This is a genomic window from Verrucomicrobiota bacterium, assembly GCA_016871535.1.
Lineage (GTDB): Bacteria > Verrucomicrobiota > Verrucomicrobiia > Limisphaerales > SIBE01 > VHCZ01.
This window is the reverse complement of the sequence record VHCZ01000073.1, coordinates 1-23,502: the sequence shown is the minus strand read 5'-3', so window position 1 is coordinate 23,502 and position 23,502 is coordinate 1. Positions and strand designations below refer to the sequence as shown.

21 protein-coding genes and 1 pseudogene are annotated in these 23,502 nt (G+C 59.8%); 8 read left to right on the top strand and 14 right to left on the bottom strand.

Annotated elements, in window-relative coordinates; genetic code table 11:
* Positions 1-125: 125 nt before the first annotated feature.
* The 3 genes from hemC to FJ398_11885 form a co-directional block, all read right to left on the bottom strand.
* Complete coding sequence (hemC, locus tag FJ398_11895; protein MBM3838643.1) at positions 126-1,142, bottom strand: hydroxymethylbilane synthase; 1,017 nt, start codon at positions 1,140-1,142, stop codon at positions 126-128.
* Between the two features lie 273 nt (positions 1,143-1,415).
* Positions 1,416-2,420: a glutamyl-tRNA reductase gene (locus tag FJ398_11890; protein MBM3838642.1), complete on the bottom strand. Its 1,005-nt coding sequence runs from the start codon at positions 2,418-2,420 to the stop codon at positions 1,416-1,418.
* 159 nt (positions 2,421-2,579) lie between these two features.
* Positions 2,580-3,341, bottom strand: coding sequence for a cytochrome c assembly protein (locus FJ398_11885; GenBank protein ID MBM3838641.1), 762 nt, complete (start codon positions 3,339-3,341; stop codon positions 2,580-2,582).
* 167 nt (positions 3,342-3,508) lie between these two features.
* Here FJ398_11885 and FJ398_11880 point away from each other — a divergent pair, with 167 nt between their 5' ends.
* Positions 3,509-4,144 (top strand): Uma2 family endonuclease, encoded by a 636-nt coding sequence (locus FJ398_11880; GenBank protein ID MBM3838640.1) that lies wholly within the window; start codon positions 3,509-3,511, stop codon positions 4,142-4,144.
* A 47-nt stretch (positions 4,145-4,191) separates the two neighbouring features.
* Here the strand turns inward: FJ398_11880 and FJ398_11875 are convergent, their stop codons facing one another.
* The 3 genes from FJ398_11875 to FJ398_11865 all read right to left on the bottom strand — a co-directional run bounded on the left by FJ398_11875 (position 4,192) and on the right by FJ398_11865 (position 10,795).
* Positions 4,192-4,524 carry a hypothetical protein gene (locus tag FJ398_11875; GenBank protein ID MBM3838639.1) on the bottom strand — a complete coding sequence of 111 codons (333 nt, stop codon included), beginning with the start codon at positions 4,522-4,524 and terminating at the stop codon, positions 4,192-4,194.
* 262 nt (positions 4,525-4,786) lie between these two features.
* Entirely contained in the window at positions 4,787-8,935 is a 4,149-nt protein-coding gene (locus tag FJ398_11870) for a hypothetical protein (GenBank protein ID MBM3838638.1), read from the bottom strand.
* A 354-nt stretch (positions 8,936-9,289) separates the two neighbouring features.
* Complete coding sequence (locus FJ398_11865; protein ID MBM3838637.1) at positions 9,290-10,795, bottom strand: hypothetical protein; 1,506 nt, start codon at positions 10,793-10,795, stop codon at positions 9,290-9,292.
* Between the two features lie 117 nt (positions 10,796-10,912).
* Here FJ398_11865 and FJ398_11860 point away from each other — a divergent pair, with 117 nt between their 5' ends.
* The 7 genes and pseudogenes from FJ398_11860 to FJ398_11830 all read left to right on the top strand — a co-directional run bounded on the left by FJ398_11860 (position 10,913) and on the right by FJ398_11830 (position 17,469).
* Positions 10,913-11,668, top strand: coding sequence for a fumarylacetoacetate hydrolase family protein (locus tag FJ398_11860; protein ID MBM3838636.1), 756 nt, complete (start codon positions 10,913-10,915; stop codon positions 11,666-11,668).
* Positions 11,669-11,879: 211 nt separating this feature from the next.
* A complete protein-coding gene (locus tag FJ398_11855; GenBank protein MBM3838635.1) occupies positions 11,880-12,371 on the top strand; it encodes a type II toxin-antitoxin system VapC family toxin in 492 nt (163 codons plus the stop codon).
* 4 nt (positions 12,372-12,375) lie between these two features.
* Positions 12,376-14,082, top strand: a complete 1,707-nt coding sequence (locus FJ398_11850; GenBank protein ID MBM3838634.1) for a proline--tRNA ligase — start codon at positions 12,376-12,378, stop codon at positions 14,080-14,082.
* A gap of 279 nt (positions 14,083-14,361) precedes the next feature.
* Positions 14,362-15,186 (top strand): type II secretion system protein, encoded by an 825-nt coding sequence (locus FJ398_11845; GenBank protein ID MBM3838633.1) that lies wholly within the window; start codon positions 14,362-14,364, stop codon positions 15,184-15,186.
* A gap of 107 nt (positions 15,187-15,293) precedes the next feature.
* Positions 15,294-15,497, top strand: a pseudogene (locus FJ398_11840) (prepilin-type N-terminal cleavage/methylation domain-containing protein).
* 867 nt (positions 15,498-16,364) lie between these two features.
* Positions 16,365-17,189 (top strand): TatD family deoxyribonuclease, encoded by an 825-nt coding sequence (locus FJ398_11835; protein MBM3838632.1) that lies wholly within the window; start codon positions 16,365-16,367, stop codon positions 17,187-17,189.
* A gap of 52 nt (positions 17,190-17,241) precedes the next feature.
* Entirely contained in the window at positions 17,242-17,469 is a 228-nt protein-coding gene (locus FJ398_11830) for a hypothetical protein (GenBank protein MBM3838631.1), read from the top strand.
* A 52-nt stretch (positions 17,470-17,521) separates the two neighbouring features.
* On the opposite strand, the gene FJ398_11825 is transcribed toward FJ398_11830, so the two are convergent.
* The 8 genes from FJ398_11825 to FJ398_11790 all read right to left on the bottom strand — a co-directional run bounded on the left by FJ398_11825 (position 17,522) and on the right by FJ398_11790 (position 23,372).
* Positions 17,522-17,818 (bottom strand): DUF167 domain-containing protein, encoded by a 297-nt coding sequence (locus tag FJ398_11825; GenBank protein MBM3838630.1) that lies wholly within the window; start codon positions 17,816-17,818, stop codon positions 17,522-17,524.
* Positions 17,819-17,888: 70 nt separating this feature from the next.
* Positions 17,889-18,779 (bottom strand): succinate--CoA ligase subunit alpha, encoded by an 891-nt coding sequence (gene sucD / locus FJ398_11820; GenBank protein ID MBM3838629.1) that lies wholly within the window; start codon positions 18,777-18,779, stop codon positions 17,889-17,891.
* Positions 18,780-18,821: 42 nt separating this feature from the next.
* Positions 18,822-19,142, bottom strand: coding sequence for a hypothetical protein (locus FJ398_11815; GenBank protein ID MBM3838628.1), 321 nt, complete (start codon positions 19,140-19,142; stop codon positions 18,822-18,824).
* A 102-nt stretch (positions 19,143-19,244) separates the two neighbouring features.
* On the bottom strand, positions 19,245-20,450 hold the full coding sequence (gene sucC, locus FJ398_11810; GenBank protein ID MBM3838627.1) for an ADP-forming succinate--CoA ligase subunit beta: 1,206 nt from the start codon (positions 20,448-20,450) through the stop codon (positions 19,245-19,247).
* 40 nt (positions 20,451-20,490) lie between these two features.
* A complete protein-coding gene (locus FJ398_11805) occupies positions 20,491-20,898 on the bottom strand; it encodes a four helix bundle protein (GenBank protein MBM3838626.1) in 408 nt (135 codons plus the stop codon).
* Positions 20,899-20,959: 61 nt separating this feature from the next.
* Positions 20,960-22,093 (bottom strand): citrate synthase, encoded by a 1,134-nt coding sequence (locus FJ398_11800; GenBank protein MBM3838625.1) that lies wholly within the window; start codon positions 22,091-22,093, stop codon positions 20,960-20,962.
* 227 nt (positions 22,094-22,320) lie between these two features.
* Positions 22,321-22,746, bottom strand: a complete 426-nt coding sequence (locus FJ398_11795) for a hypothetical protein (GenBank protein MBM3838624.1) — start codon at positions 22,744-22,746, stop codon at positions 22,321-22,323.
* 23 nt (positions 22,747-22,769) lie between these two features.
* Positions 22,770-23,372, bottom strand: coding sequence for a hypothetical protein (locus FJ398_11790; protein ID MBM3838623.1), 603 nt, complete (start codon positions 23,370-23,372; stop codon positions 22,770-22,772).
* Positions 23,373-23,502 lie beyond the last annotated feature (130 nt).

Here is a 23,502-nt window from a genome sequence, read left to right as displayed (position 1 = left end):
TTCTTTTTCGCCAGACTTCGTTGCTTGCTCCTTACAGATCCACTTCGGGATATGCTCGTCGCTCGCGCCTCGTCTGGCCGAAAAATCCCTTGCCGCGAACGTGAGCGTATTTATGAAATGGACCACTAAGCCTTCAACTCCGCAGCCAGGCGCGCGCCGAGCGCGTCCGATTCGGCAGAAACCCCAGTGACCTCGCCTCTCCGGATCGTCCCGTTTTGAAATGAAACCCCGCGCAAGCGCAATCGATCTCCCGTCATCTCCGCGAGCGCGGCAATCGGGCTCAAGCAGCCTCCCCCCATTCCGCGCAGGAAGGCGCGCTCGGCCAGGACGCAAGCGTGCGTCTCGGCATCGTCCAATCGCCGGCAAATGGCGGCGATTCGCTCGTCCCCATTTCGCGCTTCAATTCCGATGGCTCCTTGCCCCACGCACGGCAACATTTCTTCCACCGGCAGATGGCTCGCGAGCAATCCCTCCGGCACCTCGGTGGTCGCGGAAGCGTCCTTGCCGCGCGTGAGTTTGCCTTCGGCTGAAATGCGGATCTGCAAACGATTGAGTCCCGCCGCGGCGAGCACGAGACCATCAAACTCCCCGCGTTCGGCCAGCTTCCGCAACCGCGTGCCGACGTTGCCTCGCACCGGGATCAACTTCAGATCGGGCCGCACTGCCAGCAGTTGCGCCTGGCGACGCGTGCTGCTGGTCGCGATGGTGGCGCCGTCCGGAAAATCCCGGATCGCGGTGTGCGGTTCGAGACCCGTGCGGAGTGCGGAGTGCGGAGTGCGGAGTGCGGTCTCAGCGTCGCGATAGATAAGCACGTCGCGGACGTCTTCGCGTTTCGTCACCGCCGCCAGCGTCAGGCCGTCGGGCAATTCGGTGGGCAAATCCTTCAGACTGTGCACGGCGAAGTCCGCCTCACCGTTCAGCAACGCGACCTCCAGTTCCTTGGTGAAAAGTCCTTTGACCAGCGGCTGGACCGACGCGCTCGCCGGCACGGACTGGAGCTTGTCGCCCGTGGTTTTGATGATCTTGATCTCAAACCGCAAATCCGGGAAGGCCGAGCGGCAGACGTCCGCGATGCCATTCGTTTGCGCGAGCGCCAGGGCGCTGCCGCGTGTGGCGATGACAATGGTTTTATCGTGAGACATGATAGGACGGTTCCGGCAACTCACAGGTCGCTGGATTTGAAGTCGGCCCGTTCCCCCTCACCCTCACCCTCTCCCCAGGGGAGAGGGAACCCTTAATTCCGCGACAGGAGTATGGGAGATCGCGCCCGGCTGTCCCCGTGCGGACGTTGGTGCTCCCTCTCCCCAAGGGAGAGGGCTGGGGTGAGGGGGAAGGCGGCCGCGATTGAACGTAGCGCTCCCGAATCGGATGCGGTGTCCCCTCACCCCGCGAATGACCAGGCAGTCCTTTGGAGTTCATCGACTCAAGCCCCGCGCCTTTTCGCGGATGATGGCTTCGCAGCGTGCGATTTCCTGCTGCCGCTGCTTGAGAGAATCGTCCGCGATCGCTTGCAGGTCGTCGATGTTGTAGAGATAAACGTTTTCGAGAACGTTCACTTCCGGCTCGATATCGCGCGGCACGGCGATGTCGATCAGGAGCAAAGGCCGGTTCCGGCGCCGTTTCATCAACGGCACGAGCTTGGCGCGGTCGAGAATGTAATGGGGCGCCGAAGTGCTGCTGATCGCAATGTCGATTTGCTCGAATTCCCTTTCCCAATCATCGAACTTCACGGCGCGCCCGCCCAGTTGCTGCGCGAGTTCGGCGGCGCGGTCGTAGGAGCGGTTCGAGACCAGGATGCTCTGCGCGCCTCGGCTGAGCAAGGCGCGCGCGGTTTTCTCACTCGTGTCGCCGGCGCCGATCACCATCACATGGCGATTCGAAAGCGTGTCAAAAATCTTTTCCGCCAGCTCGACGGCCACGGAACCGACCGACGCGCTGCCGCGTTGAATGTTGGTTTCGGTGCGGATTTGTTTGGCGACGTTGAACGCTTTCTGGAACGCCTTGTTCAAGTGGCTTCCGGTGTGGTGGTGCTGGAGCGCGAGATCGTAGGCCTTCTTGAGTTGGCCGAGAACTTCCGTTTCTCCAAGGACCATCGAATCGAGCCCGCAGGCCACCTTGAACAGATGCTCCAGGCTTTGGGGTTCGGCGAGCGCGTAAATCCGGCCGTCGAGCGATTCCGGGCCCCTGCGGCAATCCAGGAGGAACGCCTCGATTGCGCGAAGGCCCGCCTGGCTTTCGCGAGCCGTGTAGGCGTAGAGTTCGACGCGATTGCAGGTGGAGACGATGACCCCTTCCTCGGCCACGCCGTTGGCGCGCAGTTTCTCCAATGCCGGGGAAATCTCCGCCTCGGCAAAAGCAAACCGTTCCCGCACCGTGACCGGCGAGGAATGATGGCTGAGACCGACGACGAGGACAGGCATGGGCGGGAATCTAGGATTTATGATTTACGATTGATGATTTGGGATTGGGGATTGGCGGTGGGCAGTTGGCTATCGGCGATTGGAACAGCCAATAGCCAATAGCCAATTGCCCATGGGCCGATTGCCAATCGCCGATCGAAGGACGGTTGCATCCGTGCCCTATTGTTGATGAATGTTCGACAACAGATTCGTCCCCCAGAAGGTCAAGAGCACAAAAGCAAACGTGCCCACGGCGCCCCATACAAACCGCCGCCCCGTCTGCGCGAATCGCCACCGCATGATCAGCAGCGCCAGATAAAACGCCCAGACGACTATCGACCACAGCACCTTCACGTCGCCCTTGTAGAACACTCCCGAGGTTTGCCGCAAATTATGGGCGCCGATCGCCAACCCGATTGTCAGCAACGCGAACCCCGCCAGCAGCAGCCGGCCAATGATCGTCTCCAACCGCTGAATTGGCGGGATCAGGGAAAAGACAGCGCGGAGCTTGTGAAATTTGAGATCGTGTTCCTGCGTCAAGTACATGAGGCCGGCGACAAAGCTCAAACCGAACGCTCCGTAGGCGAGCAGGATCGAAGCGGCATGAAAGCTGGTCCAACCGCCGCTGAATTCGGGTTTGCCGCTATACGGCGGATCGAGAGGCGGCATCAACGCAAAGACGCCGATGCCGAACAAGACCGGCGCCGCGAACGCGCCGAGAAACTGCACGCGCGGCCACGCCTCCAGCACCAGATACGACGCCACGATAGTCCACCCGACGAACATCATCGCTTCGTAAAGATTATTCACCGGACAGCGCGAAAGGGAAAACCCCCGCCCCACCATGGCCAGCGTGTGGAGGCCGAAGGCCAGCAGGAGCAAGAGATAGATGAGGCGATTGTGTTGCCGGAAACCCTTTCGCCAGAGAAAAACGGAAAACACCGTGCTGGCGCCGTAAAAGATTACGGCCGCCAGAAAAACATCGCGGTCATTGAATCCAAACACCCGGCAAGGTTAATCCGGTCCTCATGCCCCGCAAGCGTCAAAACATGGATGCACAAGCTTGCCACGCTTGCGAGCTCGGCACTCTTCTGACAGGATAAGCTCGCATGGCAGAAGTTATTGAACTGACCGAACGGGATCCTTTGGTGGTCCACACCGCGCCCGTGGTCAAAATGGATGACGAGCAGTTTTTCCGATTTTGTCGGCTCAATCCAGATTTGCGCATCGAGCGCACGGCCCAAGGAGACCTGATTATTATGCCACCAGCAGGAGCAAGCAGCGGACGAGGGAATGCGAAGCTCACGTTCTTGTTTGAGGCGTGGGCATCGCGCGACGGCACCGGGCAAATCTTTGATTCCTCCACCGGATTCAATTTGCCCAACGGCGCGACCCGCTCGCCCGATGTCTCCTGGGTCCGCAATGAATGCCTCGACGATCTCGACGACGAAGAGTGGGAAAAGTTCCTTCCGCTGTGCCCAGATTTTGTGCTCGAGCTGCGTTCGCCTTCCGACTCGCTCCGCGCCGTCAAGCAGAAGATGGAGGATTACATGCAGAACGGAGCGCGCCTGGGGTGGCTGCTGGACGCGCCACGAAAACAGGTCCACGTCTATCGGCCGAATCAGCCGCCGCAGGTGCTGGAGGATCCGGCGAAGCTTTCAGGTGGCTCCGTGCTCAAAGGCTTTGTCTTGGTGCTGGACCAGGTCTGGGGAGCCATGGAACGAAAGCGGCAAAAAAGCGATTGAGCGCCTCCTTGGAGCTGGAATGGGCGCAAACATCAACCATTGCCGAATCACTCCCGGATCGCGCGCGCGGGCGGCGCGCTGTTCTTCCAACGATTTCTGTAATCGCGGTGAAGTTGCGTCCATCGCTCCTGTGCTCGCTTTTCTTCCTCTTCCCACGTGACCATTTGCTCCGCGGAGCCGGGTTGCCATTGCGTGACGATGCCATCGGCGCGCGCGACGACAATTTTGTCGTCCTGAGAAAGGACTGCCGAGGTCACAGGCGCGACCGTGGTGTTCAACGTCAGCAGCATGCTCCCGTTCTTCGAATCCCAAAGCCGGGCTGTCCGGTCGAAGCTTCCGGTCAGAATGCGCGCGCCATCCCGTGAAAATGACGCGGACATACTGATCAGACCGTGGGACTGACGACAGATCGACCGGAGAACCGTAGCGCAGATTTTCAATCTGCTGTATCGCCGATTTCCAATCGGCAGGGCGCCGGCAAGTCCCAGCGTGCTCGGACTGGGAGACGCCCCGCAGAATACAATTCTGCGATACGGCAGAGTGCAACTCTGCGCTACGAGCTTTGTCGTCGTCCGGGCTGGCCAGAGGCCTGAATCACCAACTCTCCACCACTCCAAGCCTCCATGACTCCACCAATCTACTTCACGGCTCACGCGGCTTGACCCCCGCTTCCGAGACTTCAATCGCCCGGACGCCTGCGGGCCAGGGCCACTCTTGAATCTTCCCTCCCGGCCACCGCACTTGAATCGTTGTTGGTTCCGCCGGTTTCGCCATCGTGAGGGTCGCGGAATCCTGCGACCAGTAACCGCTGCCAGCGTGAATTTCTTTGGCCGGACCAAAGCGATCCCCGAACTTGAGCCGCGCAACCGCTCCGACGGCCGTCCGGTTTCCTTTCCCTCCGCGCAAGCTGACTCGCACACCGGTTGCCCCGCTCACGTTGCGAAAAAGCCTCGTCTGGCCGCGGTGCTGAGTGATGGTGAGATCCGGGCGGCCATCGCGATCGAAATCCGCCACCGCGCTTCCGCGTTGTTCGCCGTAGATCGCGATGCCCGCTTCACGCGGCCCGAGAGCGCGAAATCCGCCACGCCCATCGCCGAGCAACAACAAGCCGGCGCCCGCGTCTTGCCGAGACGTCTCGGCATCGACGCCAAAAAAATTCTGCGCGAGAAATACATCTTCGTTCCCATCGCCATTGAAATCCGCGACGCTGATTCCGAAGGCCGGAGCGAACTGCGTTTCGATCGGCAGCGGGCGGGCTTCAAAACGATCGCCGCGGTTCAGGAAGATCATCGAATCGAAAAAGGCCGCCTGAAGGTCACGCGCCGCCGCGACCTTGTCTCCGAGCATTTCTAGCACGCCGCTCCGCCCGTACGCCCGATGATTTGGAGCGCGTTCCCCCACCGGCGGCATGACCGCCGCCACGGCCCGCCGTTCCCGCCAGGGCGTGATTTTCCCCAGCTCCGGGTCGAGTGACGCCAGCAAAGTGTGCATGGCGCCGTCGCCGGCAAGGTTGCCGTAATAGAGGCGAACCGGAACGCCGATGCCTGCCGATTGATCGGTTCGCCAATTGCGGCCCCAATTGGACGCCACAAGATCAAGTCTTCCATCGCCATCGAAATCGCCGGCGGCAACTGCGTTCCACCAGCCGGTCAAAGTGTTTAGGGTTGGGAGTTGAGAGTTGAGAGAGGTTGAATCGAGCCAGCGAAGGCTTGGATTCCACTTCACGAAACGACCCCCGTCATTGCGAAACAAGTGAATCGGCCCCCATTCGCACGCGAGCGCGAGATCCGGATCGCCGTCGGCATCGAGGTCCGTGAAGACTGCGCCGCTGACCAGGCCCAGCGCGGGGAAGCTTTGCATGAGGCTGAATGTCTCGCCTTCGTTGCGGAGCAAATGCGATGTCGCCGCTTCCGGATAACGGCCGGGCACAGAGCGGCCGCCGACGAACAAATCCAGGTCGCCGTCTCCATCGATATCCGCCAACGCCAGCGGTCCCGTCGCCGAGCGCGAGGCTGTGAAGTTCGGCAAACGAGGAACCGATTTTGCGGTGTGCAGAGCGAAAAAGCGGAAGGGCGGCGCGTTCGTGTCGGCGTCCTCCCAGTTGGATTCGCCGGCCAGCACGCGCGCTTTGCCGTCATCATCGATCCACGCCAGGATGCCCGTTTGATCGCGCGGATTGGAGTCGGGCACGGGCGCGTGGGTCCATTCCGCCAGCCCGCCCTCGCCGTTGTTGCGGTACACCACGAGACGACCCTTGGCGCCGCCGCCGATCAGCAAATCGTCGTCGCCGTCGCCATCGACATCAGCCCAGCAGACACTCGGGCCGAGCGTGCTGAGTTTGCGCGGGAGCAGCGGTTGGCGCGCGAAATCGTCGAACGGTTCGTCAATATGCCGGTGGTTGAGGAGGTGAGTGACGTCTTGGAAGAGCGTGGGAGCATGAGGGATGAGGGGTGCGGGAGCGAGCGAAGACGCTGCAACGCTCTCACGGTTCAACGCTTCGACGCGCCTGGTCGCGCCGGCTTCGTCGATTTCATACACGCAATTCGCCGTGGCGTTCGTCATGACGCTCTGCCGTCCGCTGCGCCAGCTTACCGCAATGGTCAGGCGGTTGGTGGCCTGGCCGGCGGCGAATGTTCTCACCGCGTCATCGCTGGAGAGATACCGCCCCCCGCTGACGATCTCTTGCGTTTGCGCCGGCAGTCCAGCCGCGAAGACGCTCACCTTGGCGCCGATGCCAGCCGTGTTGGGCGCATTCCCGCGCAACCGGACGAGCACACGCGGCGCGGAGGAATTGTTGCGGTAGAGGCGAGCCGGCTCGTTCATGCAGTTCATGATCACATCCAGATCGCCGTCATTGTCCAAATCGCCCAGGGCCATGCCGTGCGCTACGCCGGTCGCATTGAAACCCCAGGCTGCGCTGGAATCGACAAACGTCAGATCGCGCCGGTTGCGCAAGGCCAGGCTCGGCGTCGCGCGCTTCGGGAATTTTCCCAGACTCTTGAGCCGCAATTCAGCGGTCTTCCAGCCGCCAGCTCTGCCGATCTCGCTGAGCACATCGGCATCCTGAACATCGCGGTTGTTGCCCGTGGCCAGCAGCAAATCTTCCCAGCCGTCCAGATCCACATCGAGGAATGCCGCGCTTGTCGTCCAGTCCGTCGCGGCCACTCCCGCGAGCTGCGCAATCTCGGCGAACGTGCCGTCATCGCGAGCGACGTGCAGCGTGTTGCGCGGAACTTCGGGCCGGAAATCGGCGTCCTCAACGGGCCACAGCACCGTGCCCTTGAGCATGTCCGGCCGTTGCCAGGCGCGCGACTCGCGGCGCGGGCTGAGCATCTCTGCGACGAACAGGTCATCCCGCCCGTCTCGATTGATGTCCGCAACATCGACGGCCATGGACGAAAGGCTGACGCAGCGGAACGTCGAGCGCGGCGCTGCCCGAAACCGCCGGCCTTCCTGGTTCAACCAGATTCGGTCCGGCCAAAACACGAAATCGTTGCAAACATAAAGGTCCGGCAAACCGTCTCCGTTGAAATCGCGAAACAGCACCGCGAGGCCCCAGTCCGTGGTGGGACCGGGCAGCGCGCGGTCCTCTTCGTCCAGGAACACCCCGACGTCCCAGCGCGCCGGCGAGAACCGGCCTTTGCCCCGGTTGATGTAAAGAAAATCGGGCTCACCCTTCTCAACAACCTCCAGGCCGCCTGACGGAGTTGTGATCCCGACGAACCGATCCCGAGGTTCGACGACGACACTTCCGTCGGGCTGCGTTTGAGGTTGGATGCGCACGCTCCCCAGGTTGTCATGGAACGTGTCAGTCCGGTAATTCGTGACGTAGAGATCGAGGTCGCCATCACCATCCACGTCCGCCAGCGCCATCGACGTGGCCCCGAATTTCCGCTCCAGCCAGCCTTCGGTCATTTCTGTGAACCGGGCTTTTCCATCGTTGAGGAAAGCGCGCGTCCCGCCGCCCAGGCTGTTCACCAGCAAATCGAGGTCGCGATCGCCATCGATGTCCGCCAACGCGCAGCCGGTGGACAACTGGTTCGGGCAAGCCACGCCGGCCCTGGCCGTGATGTCCTCGAATTTCCAATCGCCGAGGTTGCGATAGAGCGCATTGTCGTCTTCAAGGCGGCAAAAATAGATGTCCACTCGGCCGTCGCCATCGACGTCGCCCAGCGCAACGCCGGAGCCAATTTCCAGGAGACGGTTGCTGGCGACGGCGACATTGGATAACCGGTTGCTGAAGGTGAATCCGCAGTCGCTCGGTTTGAGCAGTGTGAATCCAGTCCGGCCATTTGAAGGCACGGGAAGCGGAGCGAAACGAAAACCCGCGCCGTGTTGCCAAAGCGATTCAGATTGCCTTCCAGTGGCCAACATCCTGGGCGCCTGGAAAGCCGCGCTGGCCAAGCGGCCATACACACGACCCTGGAACCCACCCTTTGCCCTTCCCATGAACCGTTCCTCCGGACCGTGGCCTTTAGGTCGCTTCAACGCTGGACTCCGGAGAGCGCGCGGAAGCAGCCTGAAGGCTGCGGTCCGCACGGTTTTCGGTTCAAGGGCCATGTGCATGGCCCTGAGGCCAAGGAGGCTTCCCGTGAGGGGAACCCTGTTCGTCGCGTCAGAAACAAGTTTCCCTCCCGCGAGGGGCGAAGGGGTGGGTCCGACTCGGCTCGATGGGGACAGGCTCGCCCGACCGTCATGTTCGTGGGAAGAAGGAACATGAATATCGACCGCACCGCGGACAAGAGCCAGCGTCAACAGGGTGAAGCTGCCGAGGAGCAAAGTGTGCGGCATGGCGGTCACGGGACGCGCGGACGCTAACAAGGCTTCGCCGCCGCCGCGACGCTTTTCGGAAGCCGACGGATTAGGCCGATTGAAACCTGGATGCGGCGAATGATTCGGCTCGCTGGAACAGGCTCACCTCCTCCGCAGTTAATCAAGGTGGGGGGGAGGCTCCGCCGAGCCAATGCCATCGTGGAGAGCTTCCTTGGCCACCGCGCCATGCACACGGCCCATGAACCGAGGCCGTCGGTTCGATATTTCGCGTTCAGTGTTGGATGTTCGATGTATCTCCACCAGCAACGTCGAACGTCGAACACTGAACTTTGAACATTGAACCTCGAACGGTTCAGGGAAGGCCAGTCAGGATTACCTGCCCGAGCGTTTCACCCCGAAGGCCTGCCGGATTTGCGCTTCGACTTGCGCAGGATCGTTTCCGGCCGCGCGAGAAGCCGCGGCAGCGCCGCTCATGTACGCGGTCGAAGTGGACGTGCCGCTGACGAAGAACGATTGGCCGTTGTAATTCACAATGCTGACCCCCGGCGCGACGACGTCCACAAAGCTGCCTCGATTCGCGAAGGGAGCGATGTTCCCGCGCTTGTCTCCGGAGGTGACCGCGACGACCTCCGGATACGCGGCCGGGTAGGTGGGCACGGTGGTTGGCTCATTGCCGGCGGCGCCGAAAAAGAGAACGCCGGAGTTGTGGGATTGCCGGATGAGGTTCGCCAGAAGTCCGCTTTCGCCGTCGCCGCCCATGCTCAGATTGATGATCGTGGCCCCCGCGTTCACGGCCGCATAAACGCCTCTGGCTACATCGAACGTCGTCGTGTCCGCGCGCGGACCATAGACGTCCACCGGCAGGATGCGCACGGCGGAGCCACCGGATTCGTCGGAGGTCGCGGCCAGGCCACGCAGAATGGTTTCCGCCATTGAAGTGCCGTGGCTGGGCAATTCGCCCGAAGGCCCAGGCGGGCCGGACACCTGGATCGCCGGGAGCAGGAATTCGTTCATGCCATCACTCAGGGGTTGCACAGCCATGTCGATCAGCCCGATCACGACCTTGCCGGTGTCCGTGCTGACCTTGGGCTTGAGAGGGAAAGGAGGCGTGGAACTCATTTGCAGCGGCTGCGTTTGAGTCGGACGGTCGATGAGGTAATTGGAGTCAACCCGGGCGAGCGATGGGTTGGTGGCGAGAAGTTGGCGCGCGGCGTCCGCTGAGGCGGCATCTTTGAACTGCAAACGGTAAGCATGGAGGTCCTCCAGATTTCCAACGACCTTGGCGCCCAGCCGGCGGGCCAGTTCGTCGATCGTGACTTTGGAACCGGGTTTTAAGGCCACGATCAGCTCGTTGGGGATGACGCGGCTGCGCTTCGGTTCGGGGGCCGGAGTGATGAGTTGGGTGGCTTCTTGCAAGGAGGTCCGGTAAATGAAGAGTCTCGAAGGAGCATTCGTTTGCGGGAGCAAAGCGAAATTCAAATCCCCCAGAAGCCGCCGCAACGCCTCGCCGGGCGCCAGGTTCCGGAACTTCACCGAAATCCTGCGCGTCGTGTCCGGCTCGACATAGATTTGCCAGCCGGTGGCCTGCGCCACTTTGGCCAGAACGCTCTTCAGTTCCGCATCATCGAAATTGGCATCAACCTGATTTTCGGCGGGGTGCCAGCGGAGGGGTTCGGCGGAGTGGGCGAGTGGCCCCAGCCATACGCTCAGCGCAAGCGCCAGCCAGGAGACTTTGTAACGCCTCAGTAAACGACGGTGGAGCGAGGCTCCTGTCGAGATGCGCGTCGATGGCCACTGGTTCGCGAGGACGCTCGCCCCACGTTGATTGAGGGAATACGAGACGTTGATGAGAGCGCGAAGTCGCTGCCCGGAATTCATGTTAAATACACTATCGTTAAACGTGGCGGAGATCAAAACGTTGCGGACAAAATGGGAAAGGACTTTCAGCTTGCGATTGGGGGTGACGGTTTGTTACAAGATGCGCCAGAAAAATCTATGGCAGCAATCGGCCGATTTCAGAAGGGTGACGAAATCTTTTTCGCGAAAGTCGTGGACGGCGAGTTATTTCGCCTGCAAGGGGACGTTTTTGGATCTCCGTCCTACGAGAAGAAACCTGTTTCGCTCAAAGGAGTTAAGACATTGACCCCGGTGGCCCCATCGAAGGTCATCGCCGTGGGACTCAACTATGCCGATCATGCCCGCGAATCCGGCAAGCCGGTTCCTAAAGAGCCGCTTTTCTGGTTGAAGGCCCCGACTTCGCTCATCCCGGACGGCGGGAAGATCGAGATCCCGTTTGCGGCGCATCGCACGGACTTTGAAGCGGAACTGGCGATTGTGATTGGCCGCCGGATGCGGAACGTCACGCCCGCGGCGGCGGCGCGCTACATTTTTGGTTACACCGCAGCCCAGGACGTCAGCGACCGGACGATTCAAAACTCTGAAAGCCAGTGGGCGCGCTGCAAATCGTTTGACACATTCACGCCACTGGGCCCTTACGTGGAAACCAAGATCGACCCGCACGATCTGACGATACAGCTTTTCCAGAATGGCCAACTGCGGCAGAACTCGAACACGAGCCAGCTCATTTTCAATTGCTATCAACTCGTCAGCTTCATCTCCGTCAACATGACCCTCCTTCCCGGGGACATCATCCTCACGGGCACTCCGAGCGGCGTGGGTCCGATTGAATCCGGCGACCGGCTGGAGGTGCGGATTCAAGGGCTTGCGCCGTTGGTGAACACGGTGAAGTAGGCCACCTTTCTCCCACTTGTCGAGAGCACCCTAAGTGTGCCACAATTTGTCGTGAAGCGAAGGTCCAACACATCGCGGTCGAAGGCAAAGATCGATTGGGTCGATGCCGCCGCTCAAATTCGAGCTCAGTGCAACAAACTGACTGACGAGGAGCGGGAGCAACTTCTTGCGGAAGGGTTGCGGATGGTCCACGCCGGTGCTGCAAAAGCCCATGTTCGTGGCCGTTGACACCAATGTGGTGTTATTGCTGGCCGCCGAAGATGATGACACTCCTGACGCGTGGGACACCGTTAATCGCCGAATCAAGTCGGTTCGGTTTCTGGTTCCTCCGACCGTTCTGCTGGAGTTAGTCTTCAAGTCACGCCAGGAGGATGATCGTATTCAGCAAAACGCTTGCAAAGCCCTGGCGAAGGTTCGAGCACAACGACAGCTCGAGCCTTCGATTCCGAGTGATTTGCAGCAAGGAATCGCTCAGAGAGTTGCTGAGCGGCTGCGCGAACGAGGGATTCTGCCTTGGGAGGAGCGACACGATGCGCTGCTCCTGGCTGAGGCTGCTGTTCTCAACTGCGGGTTGTTATTAACCCACGACTCTCATCTGCGCGATCTCGACTTTCTGCGGATGAGCATCTTGCTCCGCGAACTGGATGTTACGCCTCCCGTGATTGCTACACCTGCGGAAGTGGCAAGGAAGTTTTACGATTGAATTTATGCGCTGGTCTCAAACACTGATCCCGACTCTTAAAGAAACTCCCGCGGACGCGGAGATCATTTCTCACCAGCTCCTGCTGCGCGCGGGACTGATCCGGAAACTCACCGGCGGCCTTTACACCTTCCTGCCGCTGGGCCTCCGTGTGCTCCGCAAGATTGAAAACATCGTGCGCGAGGAAATGGACCGGGCCGGAGCGCTGGAAGTCCTCATGCCCGCGCTGCAGCCGCCGGAAATCTGGCAGCGGAGCGGACGCTACGAAGCGATGCGCGACGTGCTGTTCAAAGCCAAGGACCGAACCGAGAAGGAATGGGTTCTGGGACCGACGCATGAGGAAGTCATCACGACCCTGGTGGCGTTTGAGATCAATTCCTACCGCCAATTGCCCAAGAACTTTTACCAGATTCAAACGAAGTTTCGGGATGAAATCCGGCCCCGGTTTGGACTGATGCGCGCCAAGGAATTCCTCATGAAGGATGCTTACAGTTTCGACGTCTCGGACGAAGCGGCGCAGCAGAGCTACCAGAAGATGTACGATGCGTATGTCCGCATCTTCAAACGGTGCGGGCTGAACGCGCTTCCCGTCGAGGCGGACACGGGCGCAATCGGCGGGAAGTACTCTCACGAATTCATGGTCCCGGCCGAGACCGGCGAAAGCGAAGTGGCCTACTGCGCGTCCGGCCATTACGCCGCGAATGTCGAAAAAGCCACAAGCCAGGTCAAACCGTTGGAGACTCAGGAATCATCCTCGGCTCCGGAGAAATTCCCGACTCCCGGCGTGGTGACCATCGAAGCGCTGACCAAACCTCCCTTCAATGTGCCCGCCGAGCGCCAGATCAAAACGCTCGTTTATCTGGTCGAGAGCAAGCCCGTCCTTGTCTTGCTGCGAGGCGACCACCAATTGAACGAAGCCAAGCTCGCCGGGACGCTCGGCACGCCCACGTTTCGGCCAGCCAACGAAGGCGAGATTTTCGCCGCGCTCGGCGCCCATCCCGGCAGCCTCGGAGCAGTGAATGTTTCCGGTTTGACCGTGTACGCCGACGAATGCCTTCGCGGGACGAACGGCATGACGACCGGCGCGAACGCGGATGGCTTCCACCTTCGCCACGTCGCGATCGACCGCGACATTCAAGTGGCGAAATGGGCCGATCTGCGCCTGGTCAAAGCCGGCGAACCTTGTCCGGTGTGCGCCCAGCCGCTCAAGATCCAGAGAGCGATCGAAGTGGGGCACGTGTTCAAGCTGGGAACAAAATACAGCGAGCCCCTGGAGGCCTTGTTTCTGGATGAGTCCGGACGCCAGCATCCGGCGGTCATGGGCTGCTACGGGATTGGCGTGACCCGAACCTTGCAGGCCGTCATCGAACAAAGCCATGACAAGGATGGCATCATCTGGCCGCTCGCGATTGCTCCGTTTGCGGTTTGCATCACGCCGTTGGGTGTCAAGCCGGAGAGTCTCACCATGCAGTTGGCCGAGGAACTCTATCGCGAACTGAGCGCCAAAGGCCTTGAAGTTCTTCTGGACGACCGAGACGAACGGCCGGGTGTGAAATTCAAGGATTCGGAGTTGATCGGGATTCCTATCCGGGTGGCCATTGGCGAGAAATCCCTCAGCAGAGGCGAAGTTGAAATCAAACTGCGCGCAGGCGCCCTCACCGCGGTCAAGAAAGAGGATGCGCTGGCCAAGTTGTGTGAGTTGGCGAAGCTCTGAAAGCCTGTCTGAAAAATGGGTGGAACGGGCTACCAGCCCGTGTTTGGCGGCAACCTGCCGCCAAAAGGCCCGGCGGGCTGGTAGCCCGCCGCAACAGGCCGGTGGCCTGTTCCACCCAGAAGACAATTCTCAGACAGGCTCTGAGCTTTTCGGCCAGTCGGTGTGCACTCAAAAACACAGGCATGAGACCGCGCGTCACGAAGTATAGTTTTGACATGATGACTGGAAGGGCCTAGAAAAACTCAGTTCCGTTCATCCAACCAATCAGAACCTGTTACTATGAGAACGACCCCTCACACTTCCTGTTTCACCCAACGCCGCGCGCCCGGCACGCGTGGATTCACGTTGATCGAACTCCTTGTCGTGATCGCCATCATTGCGATCCTGGCGGGGATGTTGCTGCCCGCGCTGAGCAAGTCCAAAAGCAAGGCCCAAGGCATCAAGTGCATGAACAACGGGAAGCAGATGATGATGGCCTGGAGGCTTTACGCCGAGGATAGCGACGGCTTGCTCGTCAAATCTCTGGACGGCGGACCTGAAGCGAACAAGCGCGCTCTCCTTGTCACCGGCAGCGCCAGCGACAATCCGACCAACACGATCGACAAAAGCCCGCTGATGCCATACATGGGAAACAGCCGCGAGGTGTGGAAATGCCCTTCAGATACGACGACCCGGATCGAGGCGGGCAGAAAAGTTCCCCGGGTTCGGAGTCAGTCCATGAGTCAGGTATTTGATTTCGGCGGCTGGTTGCCCTCTCCCCCTTACAAGATCTACGGGCGTCTGGACCACATCGTGAACCCGACCGAGACCTGGGTGATGGTGGACGAGCACCCCGAAAGCATTAATGATGCGGCCTGTGCCGTCCAGATCATCCTGCCGAGCGCCAAGAGCGGAAACATCATCGACTTCCCGGCCTCCTATCACAATGGCGCGGCGGGTTTTTCCTTCGCGGATGGCCATTCCGAGCTTCATCAATGGAAAGGAAGCAAGATCAAGACTTTTGGCCGCCCCGGTAATACGGGACTGAATGTCCCCGCAGGTGATTCTTTGAACGATCAGAAATGGTGGTCGCGGGTCACGACGGTCGGTCCGAATTTTCCCTGATAACCTCTCGACGACTGGACGTCCCCGGACGTCCGCTGTGCTCTCAAACGCACAGTTGCTAACTTGGGCGATCCGTTTTAGGATCGCCCCAACAATCACTTAACCCTATGACAAAACCCTATTCAGTTCGCCAATTTGCTCCGGATGCGCGTCGAAGCGGTTTCACGCTCATTGAACTGCTGGTCGTCATCGCGATCATCGCGATCCTTGCCGGAATGTTGTTGCCGGCTCTGGCGAAGGCAAAGACCAAGGCTCAGGGCATTTACTGCATGAACAACACGAAGCAGTTGATGCTCGCCACGCACCAATACACCTTGGATTTCAATGAGTATTACTGGCCAAACCCGGACGACGGTAACACAACGCCGGGATACAATTGGTGTCCTGGACAAGCAGGGGTAGGAGGAGGTCAGGAGTTCAATCCTGATATTCTGGAGGATCCCACTCGCTCGCTGCTCGTTCCCTTCGGCGCGAACCGGCAGCTTTTCAAGTGTCCGGCGGACAAGCGAAAGGGGAAATACCAGGGAACGGACGCGGCCCGGAAGGGGACGACAATTCCAAACGCCCGATCAATCGCCGCCAGCCAGGCCGTCGGAACGAATCCCTCGCGTGGAGGCAAAATCGCGGTTGACGGGCCCTGGCTGGACGGATCGCATAATCACACGGTCAATAAGACTTGGCGGTGCTATGGAAAAACATCCGACGTCATTGATCCGGGTCCGGCAAATCTCCTCATCCTTCTTGATGAGGATGAATACAGCATAAACGACGCTGGCTTCGCGATTGTCGGCCCCAAGACGCCTTTCAACTACCAGATGATCGATTGGCCGGCAACGTATCACAACAACGCGGCGGGTTTCGCCTTTGCAGACGGCCACTCGGAAATCCACAAGTGGACCGATTATCGCACCAAGGTCTATAAGGGGAATGTCAGGATCAGCAACCAGAAGGATAACAAAGACATCGTCTGGATGTCGGAACGGGCCTCGGCTCTGATCGCCAAGTAATTTGCTCGTAGTTTGGGCTTACGGTGAAACTACCGCGCCACTCTGTGGTGCGGTAGTTTTTTTTGTGGCCGCGTTAACCCGAACCTCCGGCATCTCTAACAGGGCTGGTTTCTTGCCTCTGTTTTCTCTGTTGCCTCCTGTTCGATTTCAACCTGGAATTCGATGACGCTAATGGATACCGACAAGAAGTTCTTTGACACGCATGCACATCTGGATTACCCGGATTTCTCCGGGGACATTGCAGACGTGATTGAGCGCGCTCAGGCCGCGGGGATCGCCAAGATCATCGCTATCGGCACGGATCTGGAGAGCAGCCAGCGGGCGGTTGAGTTGACGCGGAGATTTCCCGGAGTTTACGCTGCCGTGGGCTGGCATCCGACGCACGTCTCTTCCGCGCCCCCGGATGTGCGGTCCGCGCTGCGCGAACTGGCTCGCTCTCCCAAAGTCGTCGCGATTGGAGAAACGGGTCTCGATTACCACCATTTGCCCAGCGAGAAAGACGGATTTACCACCCAGGACGATGCGCGTTACAAGGCGAAGCAGCGGGAGGTTTTCCGGCAACAGCTTGAGCTGGCCGCCGAGTTGAAGCTGAACTGTGTCGTCCACCAGCGCGAGGCTTTCGACGACACCGTGGCGCAAATGGCGGAGTTTGCCGGCCGGGTCCGGGGCGTCTTTCATTGTTTCGCGGGAGACAGAGAGGCGTTGAAGCGCGTGCTGGACCTGGGATCGCTCGTGAGTTTCACGGGGATTCTGACGTTCAAAAACGCGCAGAGCGTTCGCGACACGCTCGCGGCCGCGCCGATGGATCGTTTCATGTTGGAAACGGATTGCCCGTTTCTCGCGCCGGTGCCGTATCGCGGCAAACGTTGCGAACCGGCGCACGTGAAGGACATCGCCAGCGTCGCCGCCAACGTCAGGCAATGTTCGCTGGAGGAATTGAGCCGGGCAACCTGCTCGACGGCGGAACAGTTCTTCCGAGGGCTCGGCGGAGCGTGAAACGTGAAACGTAAAACGTAAGGCGGCTTGACGCATCTCACGCTCACTTCCCATGAAACCGGCGTTGGTTTGTAGTCCCGCCTTTAGGCGGCCCCGGCGCACCAGACCGGCTAAAGCCGGGACTACATGCAGGGCGTGGTTCATGGGTCGTGTGCATGGTCCGGAGGCCAAGGGAACTTCCCATGAACCAGACGGTAGGGCGAGCCTGTCCCCAGCGAGCCGATTCAGACGTGTTCGAAGCTCGTCGAGCGGCTCGCCGGGACGGACTCGCCCTACCTGACGGTTCAAGGGCCGAAGGTGGGTTCAGAGATTCAGCGCGCAAACCCTTTCGGTCACGTCGGTGCCGACAGGCGCTGCTCGATTGTCGAAGCGTCCATTCCGCGAACGAACACGACTTTGTGGTGAGATTTGTGGCCCTGCACCAGTTGAACCGCGCTTCGGGGGCAATCCAATTGGTCAGCCAAGAAGCGAAGCAGCGCTTCGTTGGCCGCATCGTCCACGGGCGGCGCAGTAATCTTGATCTTCAACTCTGATCCCATCGTTTCGCCGATCTCGTTTTTGGGCGCGCGGGGCTGGACTTTGACGGCGAGACAAGTGCCGTCGGGGTGAAGACGTAAAAAGGCGTGCATTCGTAAAACGTGAAACGTGAAACGTAATAAGGACCCAAGTGGAGGGCTGTTACGTTTTACGCCTTGCGGCTCACATCATTCTCAAAAGCGTTTCCGCCATCACCGAGGGCGTGGCGGCCACGCCAATGCCAGCTTCGCGAAAGGCGGCGATCTTCGCTGCGGCCGTACCCTTGCCTCCGCTGATGATGGCCCCCGCGTGGCCCATGCGGCGTCCGGGCGGAGCCGTCGCGCCGGCGATGAAACCGGCCACGGGCTTCTGGCAGTGCTTCTTGATCCAGGCGGCCGCTTCTTCTTCCGCCGCCCCGCCAATCTCGCCAATCATGATGATGCCACGTGTCTCCGGGTCGTCGTTGAACATCTTGATCATGTCGAGATGCGACGAGCCGTTCACGGGATCGCCGCCGATACCGACGCAAGTCGATTGGCCGACGCCGCGCGAGGTGAGCTGCCAGACGGCTTCGTAGGTCAGCGTGCCGCTGCGCGAGACAACCCCGACGTGTCCCTTCTTGTGAATGTAGCCGGGCGCGATCCCGATTCGGCAGCCTCCGTGGGAATCTTTGCCTTCGCCCGGCGTGACGATTCCGGGACAGTTCGGGCCAATCAGCCGAGTCTTCCGCCCTTCCATGGCGCGCTTCACTTTGACCATGTCATTCACCGGAATGCCTTCGGTGATGCAGACGACGAGTTCAAGCCCGGCATCGACAGCTTCGAGAATGGCGTCGGCGGCAAAGGGAGGCGGCACGAAAATCGCCGAGGCAGTAGCGCCGGTCTCCTGGGCCGCCTCCAGCACGGTGTCAAAGATGGGCACTTTGGTTTCAAAGAATTGGCCGCCTTTGCCCGGCGTCACACCGGCCACGACTTGAGTGCCGTAAGCGAGGCTCAACTGCGTGTGGCGCGCGCCGAAGCTGCCGGTGATTCCTTGAATCAGGACTCTGGTTTGCGGAGTGACGAGGATGGACATTTTAACAACCGGATTAGGACGATGTGAATTGGTCGGGTCGTTTCAGGATTGCGGATATCGATCCTTCAGCGACGAAGCAGCCAGGATCGGTCCGCCGGCTACCAGTTTCTTGGCACGGGTGTCCACTCGGAGGTTCAAACCTTCCAGGGATCGTGCGCCCAGCAGTTGCAGATCGCCAGGTTCCGCAAAGACGACCTCATCTATCGTGAATGCATTCTGCACTCGAATAATGGCGAAACCGACGGCGCGGGTGATTTGCTGGCCGTTGGCCATGACGAACGTATAATCCTTCTTCTCGCGCCCGATGCCTACCTTCTTGAGTGCCTCCCCTTCGATCCAGGTAAACTCATTCCCGGTATTCACAAGTAGCCTTGGAATATCCACACCCTTTTGGCGGTGGATGTGGTTCTCCACTCGACAAGACGCATAAAAAGTTCCCATACGGTTCTTCATGCCGCCAAAATATCATTTCCCAACCGCCCGAACTACCTTCTCCGCCGCGTCCGCCATGGAATCGCCGCTAATGACGGCGAGGCCGGATTCCCGAAGGATTCTTTTGCCAAGTTCCACGTTGTTGCCTTCCAAACGGACCACCAGGGGCAGCTTCAAGTGAGTTTCTTTGACCGCCTCTACGATGCCTGCCGCAATGATGTCGCACTGCATGATCCCGCCAAAAATGTTCACGAGAATCGCGTGGACGTTCGGGTCGCTCAGGATGATTTTGAAGGCCGCCGCGACCTGCTCTTTGCTGGCGCCGCCGCCGACGTCGAGGAAATTCGCGGGCGAACCGCCGTAATGCTGGATGATATCCATCGTCGCCATGGCCAATCCCGCGCCGTTGACCAGGCAAGCAATGTTCCCGTCCAGCTTGATGTAATTCAGATTGAACTTGCTGGCTTCGATCTCAAGAGGCGCTTCCTCGCCGAGGTCCCGCATCTCCAGAATATTCTTGTGGCGATAAAGGCCGTTGTCATCGATCGATATTTTGCCATCCACAGCCACCAGGGCTTCTTTGCCGTCCGCGCCTTCCACGACGGCCAGCGGATTGATTTCGACCAGGGAAGCATCGCATTCCCACCAGGTCTTGTACACACCGTGAAAGAGCTTCACGGCCTGGCCCATCAACTCGCCCCTCAGACCGAGCGCGGCGGCGATTTTCCGGCCCTGGAACGGCATCAAGCCGACGGCGGGGTCGATCAGTTCCTTGACGATTTTCTCCGGAGTTTTGGCGGCGACTTCCTCGATGTCCATGCCGCCGGCGGAACTGGCCATCACCAGCGGGCGGGACGCCGCGCGGTCCAAAAGCACTGCCAGGTAAAGCTCCCGCTTGATCTTGGAGGCGGTCTCGACAAGAACTTTGCCGATGCGGCGCCCTTCCGGTCCGGTCTGTTTGGTCACCAACACCTCGCCCAGCATCGACCGGGCTGTGTCCTGAACTTGCGCCGGGGTCTCGCATAACTTGACGCCGCCCTGAAAACCGCTTGTGAACGTGCCTTTGCCGCGGCCGCCGGCGTGAGTCTGAGCTTTGACCACGACGCGCCGCGCGCCGGCGGCGAAGAGTTTTTCGGCGGCTTGCTTCGCGCTTTCCGGCGTCGAAGCGACTTCACCAGTCGGGACGGCGGCGCCGTACTGGGCGAGCAGTTGTTTGGCCTGGAATTCGTGGAGGTTCATCAATTCAAGAGTTTCGGGTTTCGAGTTTCAAGTTTCGGGTTCATTCAGAGCCGGAATACGAGCGAAACTTTTGACCGCGAATCGACGACCGCTGGAGGTAGGACATGAATCCGCCAATCAGGCGGCGGACTTCGACAGTCATTTCATCGAGGAATTCGAATTGTGTTTGCGAGATATATTCCTCGTCGAGCGCAACGTAGAGTTGATCGCGCACTTCGCCACAAGATCCTTTCGCATTGCTTAGAAATTGAATGAACTCCTTATTGCCCCTTCGTTCAAAGCCCTCCGCGATGTTGGAAGTGACCGAAATCGCTGTGCGGCGGATTTGCCCCTTCAACTCAAAATCCCTGGCGAACTCCCCGCGTTTCGTCTCAGCGTAAACCGATCTCCGCAACTCCCGCCCCTTCTTCCAAGCCTCGATGTCCTCAAATCTTCTGATTGTCGCCATAACCCTCGAACTTGAAACTTCAAACTCGAAACTCGAAACCCCAAGCCTCAAACGGGTTCCTCTATGACCTTTGCTCAATCGGCACGACCTTCAGTCCAAACGGTCCCGTATAGACGCTTTGCGGACGAATCAGGCGGTTGTCGGCCAATTGTTCCAAGACGTGCGCCGTCCAGCCGGACGTTCTCGCGATGGCGAAGATCGGCGTGAAAAGATCGGTCGGGATGCCCAACGAGTAATACACGGTCGCCGAGTAGAAATCGACGTTGGCGTTGAGGTTCTTTTCCCGGAGCATGATCTCCGCGATGCGCTCGCTCATCCGAATCCATTTCGGTTCGCCGATCTTTTCGCTGAGCACCTGCGCCATGCGCTTCAAGTGCGGCGCGCGCGGATCGAGCGTTTTGTAGATGCGGTGGCCGATGCCCATGATCTTCTTCTTCTGCGCCAGGCACTCGGCGAGGTAGGAATCCACGCGTTCGGGCGACCCGATTTCCTGGAGCATTTTGATCACGCCTTCGTTGGCGCCGCCGTGGAGCGGGCCCTTGAGCGTGCCAATCGCGCTCGTGATGGCCGAATACATGTCGCTGAGCGTGGCGATGGTCACGCGCGCGCTGAACGTCGAAGCGTTCATCCCGTGGTCCGCGTGCAGGACGTAACACAAATCCAGCGTGGCTTCTTTCTCTTTCGAAGGCTTCTCGCCGTCGAGCAGGTAAAGGAAATTCGCCGCTTCGCCCAGCGTTGGATCGGGCGGGAGCAAACTCTTCCCCTGGCGAGCGCGATGAAAATATGCGGTGATGATCGGGATTCGCGCCATGAGCCGGACAACTTTGTGCCGCTGCGCATCCTGTGAATCGTCCTCGGCTTCCGGATCATAGCATCCGAGCGCCGAAATCGCCGTGCGGATGGCGTGCATCGGCGGGGTAGAGGCCGGAAACCCTTGAATGAGATTGACGACTCCCTGGGGCAGCGCGCGATTCTCCGCGAGCCGCCCTTTGAGATCGTCCAGTTCCTTGCGATTCGGCAGATGGTTGTGATGCAGCAGGTGAACGACTTCCTCGTACGAGACCTTCCCCGCCAGTTCGTTGATGTTGTAGCCGCAGTACGTCAGCTCGCCGACGTCGCCCTTGACGTCGCTCAGCCGTGTGTTGGCGGCCACGACGCCTTCCAAACCCTTCGAAGGTGCTGCCGTTGTTGTCATGCGTAAATTGAGTGTTTCACGAACGTGTGAGTAGTCCAGTGCCCGAATCGTTCCTGGCGAATCTAGGGGAACGAGGAATTAGCCGTCAACGGATTTTGGATTTTTTTCAGGAATGTCTCGGTCTGGGTGGGGCGAGGCTCCCGCCGAGCCGGTTCATCGCGCTGTTCGATTGAATTTGGCTCGCGAGGACGCTCGCCCCACCGGGATGAACCGCGGCATTACTTTTTTCACTCTGCAACTTTTCGCAGAGCTTCCAGCGCTTTCACACGAACTTTTGTGTCCGTGTCCTTTGCGGCGTGCCGCAGCGCTGCGGCCGCGGGCTTAGCCTTGCGGCCGAGTTCGCCCAACATTTCCGCAGCTCGCTCGCGATCCCAATGGCCGGTGCTCTGCAAGTAATCGCTCAGAAATGCCACGACAACTGCGATCTGGTTCTCGTCAATCTTCAGGATCGCCTCGGCGGCGGCTAACTGCGTTTTTCGATCGCGGTGTTTCAGGTGCTCCGTCAAAATTCCGAGCGCCGGACGCGCCGCTTCACCCATTTCACCCAAGGATTGCACCAATTGGAGGCGATCGAACGCCGAGATGTCGCGCCGGCGGAGGATTGAGTCGTAGGCTTGAACGACGTCCGGCATCTTCCCACGATCGAGCCGCACAAGCGCCTCGCCTGCTGCTCTGGTTAAGGTCGGATCAGAACTGGACAGATGAACGTAACGTCCTTGACGGTTTTCTTGTCGCGTGCGCCGGCCTCGAGTTCGCGGATCACCAATGGGATCACAGATTCGGCCAGCGTCGGCTTGATCGCCATCAACGCGTTGGCCGCCTCGCATGCAAGTCGGCTGTCCGCTGCCGAGTTTTTGAAGATTTCGAGGAGTGAGGGGACGGCCGCTTTAGCCTCGGCGCCAAGATTCATCAGCGTGCGAACCGCCAACATCCGATTCTGCCAGATTGGATCTTTCAGAGCTGCAACCAGCGCTGGGATTGCCAGTTTCAGGCCTGACTTATCAGCAAGGGTGTTGCTGACTCCCCAAAGACCCAACAGCGCCGCGTCTCGGACTGTGGTGTGCCGGTCTTCCAAGGCGGAAGCAAACGCAGCCACGATCTCGTCGGTTCTCGGCCCGATTTGCAGGAGTGCATCCAGCGCTTCCGTTCTCATCTCCGGGTCCGGATACTGCGCCGCTTTCAGCAGCGGCCCAACAGGGGTGGTGAAACTCAAGCCCACTCGACCGAGACACCGGGCTGCGTCCGCGCGCAGGCGCTTCGGCTCGATCGGCTGCGGCAGCCATCTTCTTCACACGGTTTGCGAGCGGCTCAATCCAAATCCGGTTCTTTCAACGTCTTCAAAACAGCGCCGCCATACTTGAGGCGTTCACGGACCGTTGGGGCGCCAAGGATTTCCGAAAGAGCTGTGC

Excerpts from the sequence above, each read along its gene's own strand:
- hemC (MBM3838643.1), bottom strand. The coding sequence starts at position 1,142 with ATGTCTCACGATAAAACCATTGTCATCGCCACACGCGGCAGCGCCCTG.
- FJ398_11870 (MBM3838638.1), bottom strand. The coding sequence starts at position 8,935 with ATGCCGCACACTTTGCTCCTCGGCAGCTTCACCCTGTTGACGCTGGCT.
- FJ398_11830 (MBM3838631.1), top strand. The coding sequence starts at position 17,242 with ATGAAACCGGCGTTGGTTTGTAGTCCCGCCTTTAGGCGGCCCCGGCGC.
- FJ398_11800 (MBM3838625.1), bottom strand. The coding sequence starts at position 22,093 with ATGACAACAACGGCAGCACCTTCGAAGGGTTTGGAAGGCGTCGTGGCC.
- FJ398_11855 (MBM3838635.1), top strand. The coding sequence starts at position 11,880 with ATGTTCGTGGCCGTTGACACCAATGTGGTGTTATTGCTGGCCGCCGAA.
- FJ398_11845 (MBM3838633.1), top strand. The coding sequence starts at position 14,362 with ATGAGAACGACCCCTCACACTTCCTGTTTCACCCAACGCCGCGCGCCC.
- FJ398_11825 (MBM3838630.1), bottom strand. The coding sequence starts at position 17,818 with ATGCACGCCTTTTTACGTCTTCACCCCGACGGCACTTGTCTCGCCGTC.
- FJ398_11805 (MBM3838626.1), bottom strand. The coding sequence starts at position 20,898 with ATGGCGACAATCAGAAGATTTGAGGACATCGAGGCTTGGAAGAAGGGG.
- FJ398_11865 (MBM3838637.1), bottom strand. The coding sequence starts at position 10,795 with ATGAATTCCGGGCAGCGACTTCGCGCTCTCATCAACGTCTCGTATTCC.
- FJ398_11890 (MBM3838642.1), bottom strand. The coding sequence starts at position 2,420 with ATGCCTGTCCTCGTCGTCGGTCTCAGCCATCATTCCTCGCCGGTCACG.
- FJ398_11880 (MBM3838640.1), top strand. The coding sequence starts at position 3,509 with ATGGCAGAAGTTATTGAACTGACCGAACGGGATCCTTTGGTGGTCCAC.
- sucC (MBM3838627.1), bottom strand. The coding sequence starts at position 20,450 with ATGAACCTCCACGAATTCCAGGCCAAACAACTGCTCGCCCAGTACGGC.
- FJ398_11875 (MBM3838639.1), bottom strand. The coding sequence starts at position 4,524 with ATGTCCGCGTCATTTTCACGGGATGGCGCGCGCATTCTGACCGGAAGC.
- sucD (MBM3838629.1), bottom strand. The coding sequence starts at position 18,779 with ATGTCCATCCTCGTCACTCCGCAAACCAGAGTCCTGATTCAAGGAATC.
- FJ398_11860 (MBM3838636.1), top strand. The coding sequence starts at position 10,913 with ATGGCAGCAATCGGCCGATTTCAGAAGGGTGACGAAATCTTTTTCGCG.
- FJ398_11835 (MBM3838632.1), top strand. The coding sequence starts at position 16,365 with ATGGATACCGACAAGAAGTTCTTTGACACGCATGCACATCTGGATTAC.
- FJ398_11850 (MBM3838634.1), top strand. The coding sequence starts at position 12,376 with ATGCGCTGGTCTCAAACACTGATCCCGACTCTTAAAGAAACTCCCGCG.